This is a genomic window from Streptomyces sp. NBC_00984 (assembly GCF_045162475.1).
In the GTDB taxonomy this organism is placed as follows: Bacteria; Actinomycetota; Actinomycetes; order Streptomycetales; family Streptomycetaceae; genus Streptomyces.
Window position 1 is genome coordinate 3,947,231 of the sequence record NZ_CP108734.1, and the last position, 14,937, is coordinate 3,962,167.

At 71.8% G+C, this 14,937-nt stretch carries 13 protein-coding genes; 4 read left to right on the plus strand and 9 right to left on the minus strand.

Going from position 1 to position 14,937, the window contains the following annotated elements; all coding sequences use genetic code 11:
* Window positions 1–131 precede the first annotated feature (131 nt).
* Window positions 132–1,241, plus strand: a complete 1,110-nt coding sequence (locus OG520_RS17295) for a citrate synthase 2 (protein ID WP_406013748.1) — start codon at window positions 132–134, stop codon at window positions 1,239–1,241.
* A gap of 66 nt (window positions 1,242–1,307) precedes the next feature.
* Here OG520_RS17295 and OG520_RS17300 read toward each other — a convergent pair whose 3' ends face one another.
* Both OG520_RS17300 and OG520_RS17305 read right to left on the minus strand, forming a co-directional pair.
* Complete coding sequence (locus OG520_RS17300; protein ID WP_406013749.1) at window positions 1,308–1,901, minus strand: TetR/AcrR family transcriptional regulator; 594 nt, start codon at window positions 1,899–1,901, stop codon at window positions 1,308–1,310.
* Window positions 1,889–2,626 (minus strand): enoyl-CoA hydratase family protein, encoded by a 738-nt coding sequence (locus OG520_RS17305; protein ID WP_406013750.1) that lies wholly within the window; start codon window positions 2,624–2,626, stop codon window positions 1,889–1,891. Before OG520_RS17305 ends, OG520_RS17300 begins: the two co-directional genes overlap by 13 nt.
* A 263-nt stretch (window positions 2,627–2,889) precedes the next feature.
* Here OG520_RS17305 and OG520_RS17310 point away from each other — a divergent pair, with 263 nt between their 5' ends.
* Both OG520_RS17310 and OG520_RS17315 read left to right on the plus strand, forming a co-directional pair.
* Window positions 2,890–3,453, plus strand: coding sequence for a GNAT family N-acetyltransferase (locus tag OG520_RS17310; protein ID WP_406013751.1), 564 nt, complete (start codon window positions 2,890–2,892; stop codon window positions 3,451–3,453).
* Window positions 3,454–3,619: 166 nt separating this feature from the next.
* A complete protein-coding gene (locus tag OG520_RS17315; RefSeq protein WP_406013752.1) occupies window positions 3,620–4,279 on the plus strand; it encodes a class I SAM-dependent methyltransferase in 660 nt (219 codons plus the stop codon).
* A gap of 228 nt (window positions 4,280–4,507) precedes the next feature.
* On the opposite strand, the gene OG520_RS17320 is transcribed toward OG520_RS17315, so the two are convergent.
* Complete coding sequence (locus OG520_RS17320; RefSeq protein WP_406013753.1) at window positions 4,508–4,768, minus strand: DUF397 domain-containing protein; 261 nt, start codon at window positions 4,766–4,768, stop codon at window positions 4,508–4,510.
* Here OG520_RS17320 and OG520_RS17325 point away from each other — a divergent pair.
* Window positions 4,763–5,884, plus strand: coding sequence for a radical SAM protein (locus OG520_RS17325; protein WP_406013754.1), 1,122 nt, complete (start codon window positions 4,763–4,765; stop codon window positions 5,882–5,884). The genes OG520_RS17320 and OG520_RS17325 overlap by 6 nt on opposite strands.
* Before the next feature lie 13 nt (window positions 5,885–5,897).
* Here the strand turns inward: OG520_RS17325 and OG520_RS17330 are convergent, their stop codons facing one another.
* The 6 genes from OG520_RS17330 to OG520_RS17355 are packed head-to-tail and all read right to left on the minus strand — an operon-like array spanning window position 5,898 to window position 14,842.
* On the minus strand, window positions 5,898–7,472 hold the full coding sequence (locus tag OG520_RS17330; protein WP_406013755.1) for an AMP-binding protein: 1,575 nt from the start codon (window positions 7,470–7,472) through the stop codon (window positions 5,898–5,900).
* A gap of 50 nt (window positions 7,473–7,522) precedes the next feature.
* On the minus strand, window positions 7,523–8,683 hold the full coding sequence (locus tag OG520_RS17335; RefSeq protein ID WP_406013756.1) for an acyl-CoA dehydrogenase family protein: 1,161 nt from the start codon (window positions 8,681–8,683) through the stop codon (window positions 7,523–7,525).
* The gene (locus OG520_RS17340; protein WP_406013757.1) at window positions 8,680–10,635 is read right to left on the minus strand and encodes an acetyl/propionyl/methylcrotonyl-CoA carboxylase subunit alpha; all 1,956 of its coding nucleotides are present in this window, start codon (window positions 10,633–10,635) and stop codon (window positions 8,680–8,682) included. Before OG520_RS17340 ends, OG520_RS17335 begins: the two co-directional genes overlap by 4 nt.
* Before the next feature lie 8 nt (window positions 10,636–10,643).
* A complete protein-coding gene (locus OG520_RS17345) occupies window positions 10,644–12,251 on the minus strand; it encodes an acyl-CoA carboxylase subunit beta (RefSeq protein ID WP_406013758.1) in 1,608 nt (535 codons plus the stop codon).
* Between the two features lie 60 nt (window positions 12,252–12,311).
* Window positions 12,312–14,045, minus strand: coding sequence for an acyclic terpene utilization AtuA family protein (locus OG520_RS17350; protein WP_406013759.1), 1,734 nt, complete (start codon window positions 14,043–14,045; stop codon window positions 12,312–12,314).
* Entirely contained in the window at window positions 14,042–14,842 is an 801-nt protein-coding gene (locus tag OG520_RS17355; protein ID WP_406013760.1) for a TIGR03084 family metal-binding protein, read from the minus strand. The genes OG520_RS17350 and OG520_RS17355 overlap by 4 nt, the downstream gene beginning before the upstream one ends.
* Between the last annotated feature and the right edge of the window lie 95 nt (window positions 14,843–14,937).

A 14,937-nucleotide genomic window follows, 5' to 3' on the forward strand; every position in this document is an offset into this window, starting at 1 on the left:
CGGGCGGCGTCGCGGCGGCGTCGATCCGGGGGGCTGTGCCGGATGTCACGCTTCCCCGCGTCGGGGGAACCCGCCAGTATCTTGAGCAGGCCACTGTGGCCTCCGCAGAGCCGTCGACCGAGGGAGCCGCCATGTCCGACTTCGTACCGGGACTAGAGGGAGTCGTCGCGTTCGAGACGGAGATCGCCGAGCCGGACAAGGAAGGCGGTGCGCTCCGTTACCGGGGTGTCGACATCGAGGATCTCGTCGGCCATGTGTCGTTCGGCAACGTCTGGGGTCTGCTGGTCGACGGGGCGTTCAACCCCGGACTGCCGCCGGCCGAGCCGTTCCCGATCCCGGTGCACTCCGGGGACATCCGGGTCGATGTGCAGTCCGCGCTGGCGATGCTCGCGCCGGTGTGGGGCCTGAAGCCGCTGCTCGACATCGACGAGGAGACGGCGCGCAACGATCTGGCGCGGGCCGCCGTGATGGCGCTGTCGTACGTCGCCCAGTCGGCGCGCGGGCAGGGGCTGCCGATGGTCCCGCAGAGCGAGATCGACAAGGCGCAGTCGGTGGTCGAGCGGTTCATGATCCGCTGGCGCGGTGAGCCGGACCCCAAGCATGTGAAGGCCGTCGACGCGTACTGGACGTCGGCCGCCGAGCACGGCATGAACGCCTCGACGTTCACCGCCCGGGTCATCGCGTCGACCGGCGCCGATGTGGCGGCGGCGCTGTCGGGCGCGGTGGGTGCGATGTCGGGGCCGCTGCACGGCGGTGCGCCGTCCCGGGTGCTCGGCATGATCGAGGAGATCGAGCGGACCGGCGATGCCACCGCGTACGTGAAGAAGGCCCTGGACAAGGGCGAGCGCCTGATGGGCTTCGGGCACCGGGTCTACCGGGCGGAGGACCCGCGGGCTCGGGTGCTGCGGCGCACGGCCGAGGAGTTGGGCGCGCCGCGCTTCGAGGTGGCGCAGGCGCTGGAGAAGGCCGCACTGGAGGAGCTGCACGCACGGCGCCCGGACCGGGTGCTGGCGACGAACGTGGAGTTCTGGGCGGCGATCATGCTGGACTTCGCGGAGGTCCCGGCGCACATGTTCACGTCGATGTTCACCTGCGCGCGTACGGCGGGCTGGTCGGCGCACATCCTGGAGCAGAAGCGGACGGGGCGGCTGGTGCGTCCTTCGGCGCGGTACGTGGGGCCGAGTTCGCGTGATCCCCGGGAGATCGAGGGGTACGACCAGCTCGCGGATCTGGGGAACTGAGCGCCGTTCCGGACCGCCGGGCGGGGCGGGACGTTGTCCGGTCCCGCCCGTTCCGGTCCGCCGCGGTCAGTCGAGTGCGTCGTCCAGCAGCGACGCCCACTGCGCCACGACCCTCTGACGCCGGGCCGTGTCGTCGGTGAGGACGTTGGCGAGGCCCAGGCCGCGGGCCATGTCGAGGAGGCCCTGGACGGTTTCGCGTACGCCGGGCTTCGTCTCGTCGGCGGTGAGGAGTTCGACGGCGATGCGGTGGGTCTCGCGGCCGACGCGGGCTTCGAGTTCGCTGACGCGGGGGCGCAGTTGTGGCTCGTTGGAGGCGGCCACCCAGAGTTGGAGGGCGGCGCGGAAGAGCGGGCCGGTGTAGAGGTCGACGAGGGCGGCAACGACGTCCGTGCGGCCCTGGACAGGCAGGGCGCGCAGGGCGGCGGAGCGTTCCTCGGCGACGTATTCGACGGCTGCGGTGAACAGGTCCTCGCGGGTGGGGAAATGGTGCTGGGCGGCGCCGCGCGAGACGCCCGCGCGTTCGGCGACGACGGAGACCGTGGAGCCCGCCCAGCCGTGTTCGGCGAGGCAGGCGACGGCGGCTTCGAGGAGCCGGCGGCGAGTTGCGCGGCTGCGGTCCTGCTTGGGGGTCCGGTCGGTGGGGGGCGTCACAACTCCCATGCGGGATCCCGTCGTTCGAGGAAGGCCGTCATTCCTTCCCGGGCCTCGGCGGAGGCGAAGAGGGCCGCCGAGCGGGCGATGAGGTCTTCGGCATGCTGGTCGAAACTTTCCAGCACAGTAGCCGTGACCAGCTCCTTCGATGCCGCCAGCCCCTGGGGTGACGCCTTGCGCAGCCCGTCCAGGACGGGGGCGAGGCCCTGGTCCACCTCCTCGGCGGCGAGCGTGATCAGGCCGATGCGGGCCGCTTCGGTCGCGTCGAAGCGTTCGCCGGTGAGGTAGTAGCGGGCGGCGGCGCGTGGGTCCGTGCGGGGCAGCAGGGGCAGCGAGATCACGGCGGGGGCGAGGCCGAGCCGGGATTCGGTGAGGGCGAACGAGGCCTCGGGACCGGCCGCGGAGATGTCGCAGGCGCCGAGCAGGCCGAGGCCGCCCGCCCGGACGTGGCCGGTGACCCGGGCGACGACGGGCTTGGGCAGGGCGACGATCTGCCGCATCAGGGCGACGAGGGCGTGCGGCTCGGGCGGTGCGGTGAGGTCGGCGCCCGCGCAGAAGGTGTTGCCGGTGTGGGTGAGGACGACCGCTCGTACGGTGTCGTCGGCCGCGCACGCGTCCAGGGCGGTGGAGAGCTCGCCGACGAGTGCCGCGGAGAGCGCGTTGCGGTTGGCGGGCGAGTCGAGGGTGAGGGTGGTGATGCCCCGGTCGTGGGTGGGTGGGGCGAGCCGGCTCATCGGTCACTCTCCTTGCTGCGGGGACGTCACGTCGAGCGTGGCAGCGGGAGCAAGAACAATCAAGCACGCTTGCATGATTCCCCCTGTCGTCGTACCTCCCGGCGCCGCGCAAGCGCGACCGGGGATTCCGCACGCCCGCCCACCTGCTCCAGGGCCTCCCGGAATCGTTCTTCGGGTCGCCTAGGCCGTGGTGGGGCGCCTCGCGGCCCTTCCGAGAACGCTCTCTGTGGTGGGCGGCTCCGAGCGGCGTCCCCCGGAATCCGATGGTGCGAAGCGGCTTCGACGTCGAGGATCGTCGGATGCATGAGGTGAAACTGTCCGACGGGACCATCACTCTGTCGCCACTGCGCCTGGACGATGTGGAGGCGCATCTCGCGGGGGAGGATGAACTGCTGGTTCGCTGGCTCAACGGCGGCCCCGGCACGCGCGAGGGCGTTGAAGCGTACTTCCGGCACTGTTGGGAGCAGTGGGGCACTGGCGGGCCGCTCCGCGCTTTCGGCATCCGGGTGGGCTCCGACGAGGCGCTGGCGGGAACGGTCGACCTGCGGTTCGCGGAAGAGGGCCTGGCCCCCGGCCAGGTGAATGTCGCCTACGGCCTCTACCCCTCCTGGAGGGGGCGGGGCCTGGCTACCCGCGCGGTCCTGCTGGCGTCGCACTACGCGGCCACCGAGGGTGGCGAGGAGGCGGTGATCCAGGTCGATCCGGAGAATCGCGCATCCGCCGCAGTCGCGCGGCGGGCAGGGTTCAGCCCCGGCGAGCAGCCGCCCGGCAACGGCGGCACACGGTTCGACTGGTACATCCGGGACCTGCGCGACGATCCGCAGTGACGACCAGCGGTTGCGGGCCAGCCCCCGGCCGGCAGATCCTCACCGCCGGTGGGGTCGAAGCGGCTCCGGCGCGGGTCATGCGGCGGCACGTGTACGACGCCGTACCGCACGTTCCCGGCCGGCTCCCCGAAGTCAGGCGCTGCGGGGCTTCGTTACAGTCGTCCGCATGCCTAACGTCTCCTACCTCGCCGCCGTCCGGAAGTCCTACGACACTGTCGCCTCCGCCTACTTCGAACGGGTCAAGTCCCCGGCGGAGTTGGATCCGCTGTCGCGGGGGATGCTGGACGTCTTCGCGGAGACGGTGCGAACGGCCGGTCTCGGGCCCGTCGCCGACCTGGGGTGTGGTCCCGGAAGGGTCACGGCCCACCTCGCCGAGCGGGGCGTGCCCGCGTTCGGCATGGACCTGTCGCCCGCCATGATCGAGCTGGCCCGTGACGCCCACCCCGATCTGTCCTTCGGCGTCGGCTCGATGACCTCGCTCCCGATCGCGGACGACGCCCTCGGAGGCGTCCTCGCGTACTACTCCACCCACCACACGCCGCCGGAGCTGCTGCCGGTGGTGTTCGGCGAGTTCCACCGGACCCTCGTGCCCGGAGGCCATGTGATGCTGGCCGGGCACGTGGGGGTCGGCCAGCATCTGCGTCCCACGCAGGCGTACGGCGGTCTCCCGGTGTCCTACGAGTCCTACCTGCTGCCGCCCGACCGGCTCGCCGAGCTCCTGAAGCAGGCCGGGTTCGTCCTCACCGCACGGCTGGCGGAGGAGCCCGGTGAAGGGGCCGAGAGGTCCTTCGCCACCTTCCTCGCCCGCAAGCCCGAGCGGCCTTGAGACCCGGGGGGCCTTGAGGGACGTGCCCCACCCAGTCAGGCGTCCGGTCTCTTGCCAGCCAGGGCTTCGCTAAGGCCGAGCGCTTCCTCACTTCACGAGCATTGCCTGCGCCTGTGGCGGTTCACCGCCTGCTCACAGCAACGCCCCCGCACGGCCGTCTTCGGCTGTACGGAGGCGCGTTGGCGTTTCGCGGAGCAGTTGCCCCGCCCGCATCGCCACGGGCAGGTCCTACAACGCGCCCTCGGCCACGCTTCCGATAAAGGTCTGCCACCCCTCGGAAGCACAGGTCAGAACCGGCCCCGCCTGCTCCTTGCTGTCTCGCACGGCGACCGCGCCGCCAAGGTGTGCCACCTCGACGCACTGAACCTCTCCGTTGCTGTAGCTCGACTTGAACCAGTCGGCGTTCTCACCGCGGTTCGGGTAGGCCGACACCCGCACCCGTCGGCCGGGACTCCCGCCCCGGCCGGACCGAGAGGGACCAACATGCACAACCTGTCCAACCTGCCGGTCGAAGCGCAGCCGGACCGGACCTTACGCGTGAAGATCATCGATGCGTGCGGCCTCTCCTGTTCCTTCTGCCACAACGAAGGGACGCCCGTGACGGCCGACAACATGCACCGTCCCGCCGATCAGTTCACCGGCAGCTCAGGCCGTTCCGGGCGCGTCTCCATCTACCTGCGCACCAACGGCGCCGACTTCTTGCCGACTCGGATCGCCGCCGACGCCGACTTCGCCCTCGCGCTCGCGCTCGCCGCCGTACGCGGCGCACTGCCGACCTCAGAAGTCCACCTCACCGGCGGAGAACCCACCCTTCACCCGGACCTGCCCGGCCCCATCACCATTGCCCGCCGTCTGGGTCTCACCGTGGGACTCACCTCGAACGGCGAAGCCGGAGCCGCAGTACTGCCCGCTGCCGCGGCCGCCGGCCTCGACCGCATCAACCTGTCCGTCTTCGGAACCACGCCCGAAGAACTCGCCGCCGTACAGGGGCCTCGCCTCGCCTCCCCGAAACTGGCCGAGCGCAAGCTCGCCACCCTTGATGCCACGATCGAGACTGCGACCGCGCACGGGGTAAAGGTGTCCGCGAACATCGTGATCCCCGACCGCAGTCACGTGGACCGCGTGCTTCGGATCATCGAGCGGCACGGCCGCGCCGTCGTCGTGCGCATGCTCGTGTCACTGGAGGACGGCGGTGCGTCACTCAACGCGATGCAAGCTGTCGTTGATCACGTCGGCGCCGTACCGGTCCGCCGCATCGTCACAGCCGGGGCGTCCGATCAGCGCGTGCGTTATGTCCTCCCGGACGGGCGCACACTGTACGCCAAGAGCATCCGCCCCGTGCGCCTCCCCGAGACATGCATCGGCTGTCGGTTCAACAATGACCAGGACTGCCAGGAGGGCTATTACGGGGTCCGGCTGTACCGGGCCACGGACGGACCTTTCATGGTCGGGGTGTGCATCCAGCGCATGGATCTGTGCATGAGCCTCGGCGAATTCGTCATGAGCCAGCGGTGCCGCGAGGTGGCCGCGTTCCGCGACGACGAGACCGCGCGTCTCACAAGACTGCACGCCACGGCGTCGCGGGCCGCGCAGGGCTGCCCTTGAGTCCTGCATGCGGTCAGTGGCTCCGTTCCCGGTCGCGCAGTTCGCGGCGGAGGATCTTGCCCGAGGTGGCGCGTGGTATCGCGTCGATGAACTCGGCCTGCCGGACCTTCTTGTACGGGGCGACGCGCTCGGCGACGTACGTCATGACGTCGTCCGCCGTGAGGTCCGGGGCGGAGGGCTGGCGGACGACGTATGCCTTGGGGACCTCGTTGCCCTCGTCGTCGGTCACGCCGATGACGGCGGCGTCGGCGATGGACGGGTGGGTCAGGAGGAGAGCTTCGAGTTCGGCGGGGGCGACCTGGTAGCCCTTGTACTTGATCAGTTCCTTCACCCGGTCGACGACGAACAGCCAGCCGTCGGCGTCGACGTGTCCGATGTCGCCGGTGTGCATCCAGCCGTCGGCGTCGATCATTTCGGCGGTGGCCTCGGGGCGGCCGAGGTAGCCCTTCATCACCTGCGGGCCGCGGATGAGGATCTCGCCCTGCCCGGACGAGGAGTCGGACAGCGGGACGATGCGCATCTCGGTGCTGGGCAGCAGCTTGCCGACTGTGCCGGGCGGCGGGTTCTCGGCGGCGAGCGGGACGACGTGGGTGCCCGGGGAGAGTTCCGTCATGCCGTACGCCTGGCGCACGGGCGGCAGGCCGAGCCGCTTCGAGCAGGCGGCGGCGAGCGCGGCGTCGAGCGGGGCGGCGGCGCTGACGACGTACTCCAGGGAGGAGAGGTCGTAGCGGTCGACCGCGGGGTGCTTGGCGAGGGCGAGGACGATCGGCGGGGCCACGTACAGGCCGGTGATGCGGTGCTTCTCGATCGCGGCGAGGAACTGGTCCAGGTCGAAGCGGGGCAGCACGACGACGGTGGCGCCCAGGCGCAGCGGGGCGTTCATCAGGGCGGTGAGGCCGTAGATGTGGAAGAAGGGCAGGACGGCCAGGATGCGGGCGCCGGGGCCCATGGGGATGAAGGGGCGGAGCTGCTCCAGGTTGGTGCCCATGGAGCGGTGGGTGAGCATGACGCCCTTGGGGGTTCCGGTGGTGCCGGAGGAGTAGGGCAGGGCGGCGATGTCCTCGCCGGGGTCGACGGCGACGTGGGGTTCGGGGGCGGTCGTGGCGAGCATGTCGAGTACGGAGGTGTGTCCCTCGGCCCGGTCGCAGACGAAGATCTGCTCGATGGAGCCGACGAGTCCGGCGGCCTCGCGCGCTGTGTCCAGGAGCGGGGAGACGGTGACGATCCAGCGGGCGGAGGAGTCGCGGAGCTGTTTGGCGAACTCCTCCGCCGTGGCCAGCGGGTGGACGGTGGTGACGGTGGCGCCGGCCCGTGTCGCGCCGAAGAACACCGCCGGGTAGGCGATGGTGTTGGGGCTGTGCAGGGCCAGTACATCGCCCTTGTGCACCCCGGTCCCGGCGAGCGCCGCGGCGATCTTCCGGTGGAAGGCGTCGAGCTGCCGGTAGGTGAGGGCGGAGCTGTCGTCCGTCCCGTCGATCAGGGCCACCGTGTCGCCGTACGAGGTGGTGGCCTGCCCCAGGACCGCGTCATGGATGGGCACGTCGAGTGTCTGTACGGCGGGGTAGTCGCTGTGGAACACGTGCGCCATGGCGGTGGGTCCCTTCGGAGCGGCGGTGTGGGGAGACAGACTGCCGTGTGTCAGTACGACTTGGGGAGGCCCAGGGACTGGTGGGAGACGTAGTTCAGGATCATTTCCCGGCTGACGGGGGCGATCCGGGCGACGCGGGCCGCCGTGATCAGGGACGCGAGGCCGTATTCGCGGGTGAGGCCGTTGCCGCCGAGGGTGTGGACGGCCTGGTCGACGGCCCTGACGCAGGCTTCGCCGGCCGCGTACTTCGCCATGTTGGCGGCCTCGCCCGCGCCGATGTCGTCGCCGTCGTCGTAGAGCCGGGCGGCCTTCTGCATCATCAGCCGGGCCAGTTCCAGTTCGATGTGGGCCTGGGCGAGGGGGTGGGCGATGGCCTGGTGGGAGCCGATGGGGTCCTTCCAGACCTGGCGGGTCTTCGCGTACTCGACGGCGCGGTCGAGTGCGTAGCGGCCCATGCCGATGCCGAACGCGGCGGTCATGATGCGTTCGGGGTTGAGCCCGGCGAAGAGCTGGAGCAGTCCGGCGTCCTCATCTCCGACGAGGGCGTCGGCGGGGAGGCGTACGTCGTCGAGGACGAGCTCGAACTGCTTCTCCGGGGCCTGGAGTTCCATGTCGATCTGCGAGCGGCCGAAGCCCGGGGCGTCGCGGGGGACGATGAAGAGACAGGGCTTGAGCCTGCCGGACCTGGCGTCCTCGGCGCGGCCGACGACGAGGGTGGCGTCGGCGATGTCGACGCCGGAGACGAAGACCTTGCGGCCGGTGAGCAGCCAGTCCTCGCCGTCCTTGCGGGCGGTGGTGGTGATGCGGTGGGAGTTGGATCCGGCGTCGGGTTCGGTGATGCCGAAGGCCATGGTGAGGCTGCCGTCGGCGAGGCCGGGGAGCCACTGGCGCTTCTGGGTGTCGGTGCCGAAGCGGGCGATGACGGTGCCGCAGATCGCCGGGGAGACCACCATCATGAGCAGCGGGCTGCCGGCCGCGCCCAACTCCTCCAGGACTATGGAGAGTTCGGCCATGCCGCCGCCTCCGCCGCCGTACTCCTCGGGGAGGTTCACGCCGAGGTAGCCGAGCTTGGCGGCTTCGGTCCACAGTTCGCGCGGGTGGGCGCCGTCGCGGACGACGGAGGTCATGTAGTCGCGTCCGTAGCGCTTTCCGAGTGCGGCGACGGCGGCGCGCAGCGCCTGGTGCTCTTCGGTTTCGAGGACGGTGCTCATTGCTTCGGTTCCTCCTGTACGTCTTGCACGACGGCGAGCAGGGCACCGACCTCCACCTGGAGGCCGGGAGCGGCGTGGAGCGCGGCGAGGGTGCCGGAGGCGGGGGCGAGGATGCGGTGTTCCATCTTCATCGCCTCCAGCCAGATCAGCGGCTGTCCGGCCCGGACGGCGGCCCCGGGGGTGAGTCCTTCGGCGACGCGGACGACGGTGCCGGGCATGGGAGCGAGCAGAGAGCCGGGTTCGGTGCGGTCGGTGGGGTCGGTGAAGCGGGGCAGGGCGGTGAAGGTGTACGAGCCGTGGGCGGTGTCCACGTACGCCTTGTCCCGGTGGACGGCGATGTCGAAGTGGCGGGTGATGCCGTCGGCTTCGAGGGTGACGCGATCGGGCCCGGCGGCGATGACGCGTTCGCCGGTTTTGGGGACGGGGCCGGTGCGGGTGGTGCGGTAGGCGGCCTCGTGTTCGGTGCCGTCGGGTTCGGCGCGGTAGCGCTTGGTCCGGGGCTGCGAGGAGATGTTGCGCCAGGCGCCGAGGCGGACGGGGCCAGGTCCGGGGCCGTGCTGCCGGGCGGCGGCGTCGGCGAGTGCGGCGGCCAGGGCGGCGCGGCGCGGTCCGGCTTCGTCGGGGGCCGGGGCCGGGGTGAGGGCGTCCAGGTGGCGGTCGTAGAAGCCGGTGTCGAGGCGGGCGGCGAGGAAGTCGGGGTGGCGCAGGGACCGTACGAGCAGGTCGCGGTTGGTGACCGGGCCGTGGATGCGGGCGCGTTCCAGGGCGCGGGCGAGGAGGCGTACGGCTTCGGTGCGGGTGGGGGCGTGGGCGATGACCTTGGCGATCATGGGGTCGTAGTGGACGCCGATGGTGTCGCCGCCGGTGTATCCGGTGTCCAGGCGGATGCCGGGTTCGCCGGGTACGTGAAGGGTGTGCAGGGGGCCGGTCTGCGGCTGCCAGTCGCGGGTGGGGTCCTCGGCGTAGAGGCGGGCCTCGACGGCGTGGCCGTGCGGTGCGGGGGGTGCGGTGGTGGGCAGCGGTTCGCCCTCGGCGATACGGAGTTGGAGGGCCACGAGGTCGAGCCCGAAGACGGCTTCGGTGACGGGGTGTTCGACCTGGAGGCGGGTGTTCATCTCCAGGAAGTACGGCTGCCCGTCGGCGGCGAGGAGGAATTCGACGGTGCCCGCGCCCCGGTAGCCGACGGCGCGGGCGGCGGCCACGGCGGCGTCGTGCAGCCGGGTCCGCAGCGCGCCGTCGAGACCGGGTGCGGGGGCCTCCTCGACGACCTTCTGGTGGCGTCGCTGGAGGGAGCAGTCGCGGGTGCCGAGCGCCCAGACCCCGCCGTGCTCATCGGCCATGACCTGGACCTCGACGTGCCGGCCGCGCTCCACGTACGGCTCGGCGAAGACCTCGCCGTCCCCGAAGGCGGCCGTGGCCTCGGCTGCCGCCGCCGTCAACTCGGCGGGCAGTTCGGCGAGTTCGCGGACGATCCGCATCCCGCGACCGCCGCCGCCCGCCGCCGCCTTGAGCAACAGTGGCAGGTCGTCGGCGGTGGCCCGTTCCGGGTCGACGGGGGCGAGCAGCGGCACCCCGGCGGCGGCCATCAGTTCCTTGGCGCGGGTCTTGGACGCCATCAGCTCGATGGCCTTGACCGGCGGGCCGACCCAGACGAGGCCGGCGTCCTGCACGGCACGGGCGAATCCGGCGTTCTCGGAGAGGAAGCCGTAGCCGGGGTGGACGGCGTCGGCACCGGCCGCGAGCGCGGCGCGTACGACGAGGTCGCCGCGGAGATAGGTGTCGGCCGGGGCGGCGCCGGGCAGCCGTACGGCGGTGTCGGCCTCCCGTACGTGGAGCGCGTCGGCGTCCGCGTCGGAGTACACCGCGACGGTGGCGATGCCGAGCGCGCGGCAGGTGCGGAAGATCCGGCAGGCGATCTCGCCCCGGTTGGCGACGAGCAGGGTACTGATCATGGTCGTCCTCACATCCGGAAGATTCCGAAGCCGCCGCGGGCGCCTTCGACCGGGGCGGTGTGGATCGCGGACAGGCACATCCCGAGGACGGTCCTGGTGTCGCGCGGGTCGATGACCCCGTCGTCGTACAGCCGCCCGGACAGGAACATCGGCAGCGACTCGGACTCGATCTGCTGCTCGACCATGGCGCGCAGTGCGGCGTCGGCCTCGTCGTCGTAGGGCTGCCCCTTCGCGGCGGCGGAGGCGCGGGCGACGATGGACAGCACTCCGGCGAGCTGCTGCGGCCCCATGACGGCGGACTTGCTGCTGGGCCAGGCGAAGAGGAAGCGCGGATCGTAGGCCCGGCCGCACATGCCGTAGTGCCCGGCCCCGTACGAGGCGCCCATCAGTACGGACAGGTGCGGGACCTTCGAGTTGGACACCGCGTTGATCATCATCGCGCCGTGTTTGATGATGCCGCCCTGCTCGTACTCCTTGCCGACCATGTAGCCGGTGGTGTTGTGCAGGAAGACCAGCGGGATGTCGCGCTGGTTGGCGAGCTGGATGAACTGGGCGGCCTTCTGCGACTCCTCACTGAACAGCACCCCCTGCGCATTGGCGAGGATGCCGACGGGGTAGCCGTGGAGGGTCGCCCAGCCGGTCACCAGGCTGGTCCCGTACAGCGGTTTGAACGCGTCGAAGTCGGAGCCGTCGACGAGCCGGGCGATGACCTCGCGCGGGTCGAAGGGCACCTTCAGGTCGCCGGGCACGATGCCGATCAGCTCGTCCTCGTCGTACTTCGGCGGTTCGGCCGGGCCCGGATCGGCGTGTGCCTTGCGCCAGTTGAGGCGGGCTACGATCCGGCGGGCCTGGCGCAGCGCGTCCAGCTCGTCGACGGCGAAGTGGTCGGCCAGCCCGGAGGTGCGGGCGTGCATCTCGGCGCCGCCGAGCGATTCGTCGTCGCTCTCCTCGCCGGTCGCCATCTTCACCAGGGGCGGCCCGCCGAGGAAGACCTTGGACCGTTCCTTGATCATGACGGTGTGGTCGGACATGCCGGGGACGTACGCCCCGCCCGCGGTGGAGTTGCCGAAGACGACGGCGACGGTCGGGATCCCGGCGGCCGACAGCCGGGTGATGTCGCGGAAGAGCGCCCCGCCGGGGATGAAGATCTCCTTCTGCGAAGGGAGGTCGGCGCCGCCCGACTCGACGAGGCTGACGCAGGGCAGCCGGTTGGCGAAGGCGATCTCGTTGGCCCGCAGTGCCTTCTTCAGGGTCCAGGGGTTGGAGGCGCCGCCGCGTACGGTCGGGTCGTTGGCGGTGATCAGGCACTCCACGCCCTCGATCACCCCGATCCCGGTGATGAGCGAGGCGCCGACTGTGTACGCGGGGGCCTCACTGCCCCAGGCGGCGAGCGGCGACAGCTCCAGGAACGGGGTGTCCTCGTCGATCAGCAGCTCGATCCGCTCGCGGGCCAGGAGCTTGCCGCGCGAGCGGTGCCGCGCCACGTACTTCTCGCCGCCGCCCGCCTGCGCCTTGGTGTGCTCGCCGGCCAGTTCGTCGAGTTTCGCGAGCATGGCCGTGCGGTTCGCGGCGTATTCGGGGCTCGCGGTGTCGAGCGCGGTGGGCAGGACGGTCATGCGTGCGCCTCCGGTGTATGGGCGGTCATGTGTACGCCTCCCGTACGTGGACGGTCAGGCTCATGCGTGCGCCTCCGGTGCGTGGACGGTCTCCAGCAGCGCTACGGGTACGGGCAGGTGCCGGGAGCGCAGCCACTCCCCCACCGCCTTGGCCTGCGGGTCGAACCGGTGCTGGGCGGCGACGCCCTCGCCGAGCAGCCCGTGGACGGTGAAGTTCAGCGCGCGCAGGTTCGGCAGGACATGGCGTACGACGGTGAGGGCGGCGGTCTCCGGCAGCAGCTCCCGGAACCGTTCGACGGTCAGTTCATGGGCCAGCCACCGCCAGGCGTCGTCCCCGACGGCCCATACGCCCACATTGGCGTCCCCGCCCTTGTCGCCGCTGCGGGCGCCCGCGATCCGGCCGAGCGGGGCGGACCGGGTGGGGCCGGGGTCCGGCAGGGGTTCGGGCAGCGGGGGTTCGTCGGCGTCCCGGAGCGGCCGTGTCGTCGCGGGGGGTGCCAGGCTCTGTCGCCGACCGTCGGGGAGCACGGCGATGTGCGGGACCTCGCCGGCCGGTACGTACCGCGCCTCGAACACCCCGTACGGCGCGCCCTTGCCGGGCGGGGCGGTGACGTGGAAGCCGGGGTAGCTGCCGAGCGCCAGCTCGATCGCGGCGCCGGAGACCGCGCGTCCTACGGTCTCCTGGTCCCGGTCGCGGACGACGAGCCGGAGCAGGGCGCTCGCGGTCTCCTCGGCGGCGGCGTCGGCCCGGTCGGTCCGGGACAGCTCCCACCGCACCTCGCCGGGTTCGGCGCCGGAGCGGGCGAGCGCGTCCGCGAACTGTTCCCGTACCAGCTGCGCCTTGGCCTCGATGTCGAGGCCGGTGAGCACGAAGACGACCTCGTTGCGCCAGCCGCCGAGCCGGTTCAGCCCGACCTTGACGGTGGGCGGCGGGGCCTCGCCGCGCACCCCGGAGATCCTGACCCGGTCGGGTCCGTCCTGGGTCAGCCGTACGGTGTCGAGCCGGGCGGTGACGTCCGGTCCGGCGTACCGGGCGCCGCCGGTCTCGTACAGCAGCTGGGCGGTGACGGTGCCGAGGTCGACGACGCCGCCGGTGCCGTCGTGCTTGGTGATGACGGACGAGCCGTCGGCATGGATCTCGGCGACGGGAAAGCCGGGCCGGCGCAGGTCGTGGCCCCGGAAGAACGAGTAGTTCCCGCCGGTGGCCTGGGTGCCGCACTCCAGGACGTGTCCGGCGACGACGGCCCCGGCGAGCGCGTCGAGGTCGTCGGGCCCCCAGCCGAACCGGGCGGCGGCGGGTCCGGTGACGAGGGCGGCATCGGTGACCCGGCCGGTGACGACGATGTCCGCGCCCGCGTCGAGGCAGGCGGCGATCCCGGCGCCGCCGAGGTAGGCGTTGGCGGTGAGGAACCCCTCGGGTACGGGGAGGCTGTCGCCCTCCACATGGGCGACGCGCACGGGGACGCCGACCTTGCGCGCCAACTCCCGTACCGCGTCGGCCAGTCCGGCCGGGTTGAGTCCGCCCGCGTTGGCGACGATCCGCACCCCGCGCTCCTGGGCGAGCCCGAGGCCCTCTTCGAGCTGGCGCAGGAAGGTGGTGGCGTAGCCGCGCGCGGGGTCCTTGAGCCTGCTCCGGCCGAGGATGAGCATGGTCAACTCGGCCAGGTAGTCCCCGGTGAGGATGTCGAGCGGCCCGCCGGTGAGCATTTCGCGCATCGCGTCGAAGCGGTCGCCGTAGAACCCGGAGGCGTTGCCGATCCGCAGCGGTGCGGGCGCGTCCGCCGTCGACGTCACGCCCCGCTCCCCCGCTTCGGGGCGCGGCCGGGTCCGGCGGGTCCGGCGAACGCCTGGGCGATGTCGAGCCACTGGTCGGCGTCGGGGCCGACCGCCCGGACGGCGAGGTCGCCGCGGTGGGCGCGCTGGGTGACGAGGAGGCAGAAGTCGACGAGCGGCCCGCTTACGCGCTGCGGTGCGTCCGGCGTTCCGAAGGCGATCAACTCCCCGCCCGGGGCCCGGAGTTCGACCCGGAACTCCTCCTCGGGCGCCTTGATCCCGCGTACCAGATAGGCGTAGTCGCGGGCCCGCACCCCGATCCGGGCGACGTGCCGCAGCCGGGCGGTGGGGGTCCTGGTGACCCCGAGGGCGTCGGCGATGTCCTGGCCGTGCGCCCAGGTCTCCATGATCCGGGCGGTCGCCATGGACGCGACGCTCATCGGCGGCCCGTACCAGGGGATGCGCGTACCCGCCGGGGCCTCCCGCAGCACCGCCTCCAGCCGCTCCCGCCCGGCGCGCCACCGCGCGAGCAGCGCCGCCGGGGCGAGGGCGGCGGCGATCTCCTCGGCGCCCCGGTCCACGAAGGACTCGGGCGCCTCCATGGCCTTGGCCACCTCCCCGGCGAAGGCGTCGGCATCGGTGGCGGCGAGCAGCGCGACCTCGTCGGTCCAGGTGAGGTGGGCGATCTGATGGGCGATGCTCCAGCCGGGCGCAGGCGTCGGCACGGACCACTGCTCCGCGCCCAACTCCCGTACCAGCAGGTCGAGTTCATCGCTCTCGTCGCGCAGATCGCCGATCACGGCTGCGACTTCGGACACGGTGCGCTCCCCTCGGGGCGTGGCGGTGTGCCCAGGAGCATGGCAGCGAAGCAATAAACAAGCAAGCATGCTTGCATTATTTTCCGCCGCCCGCC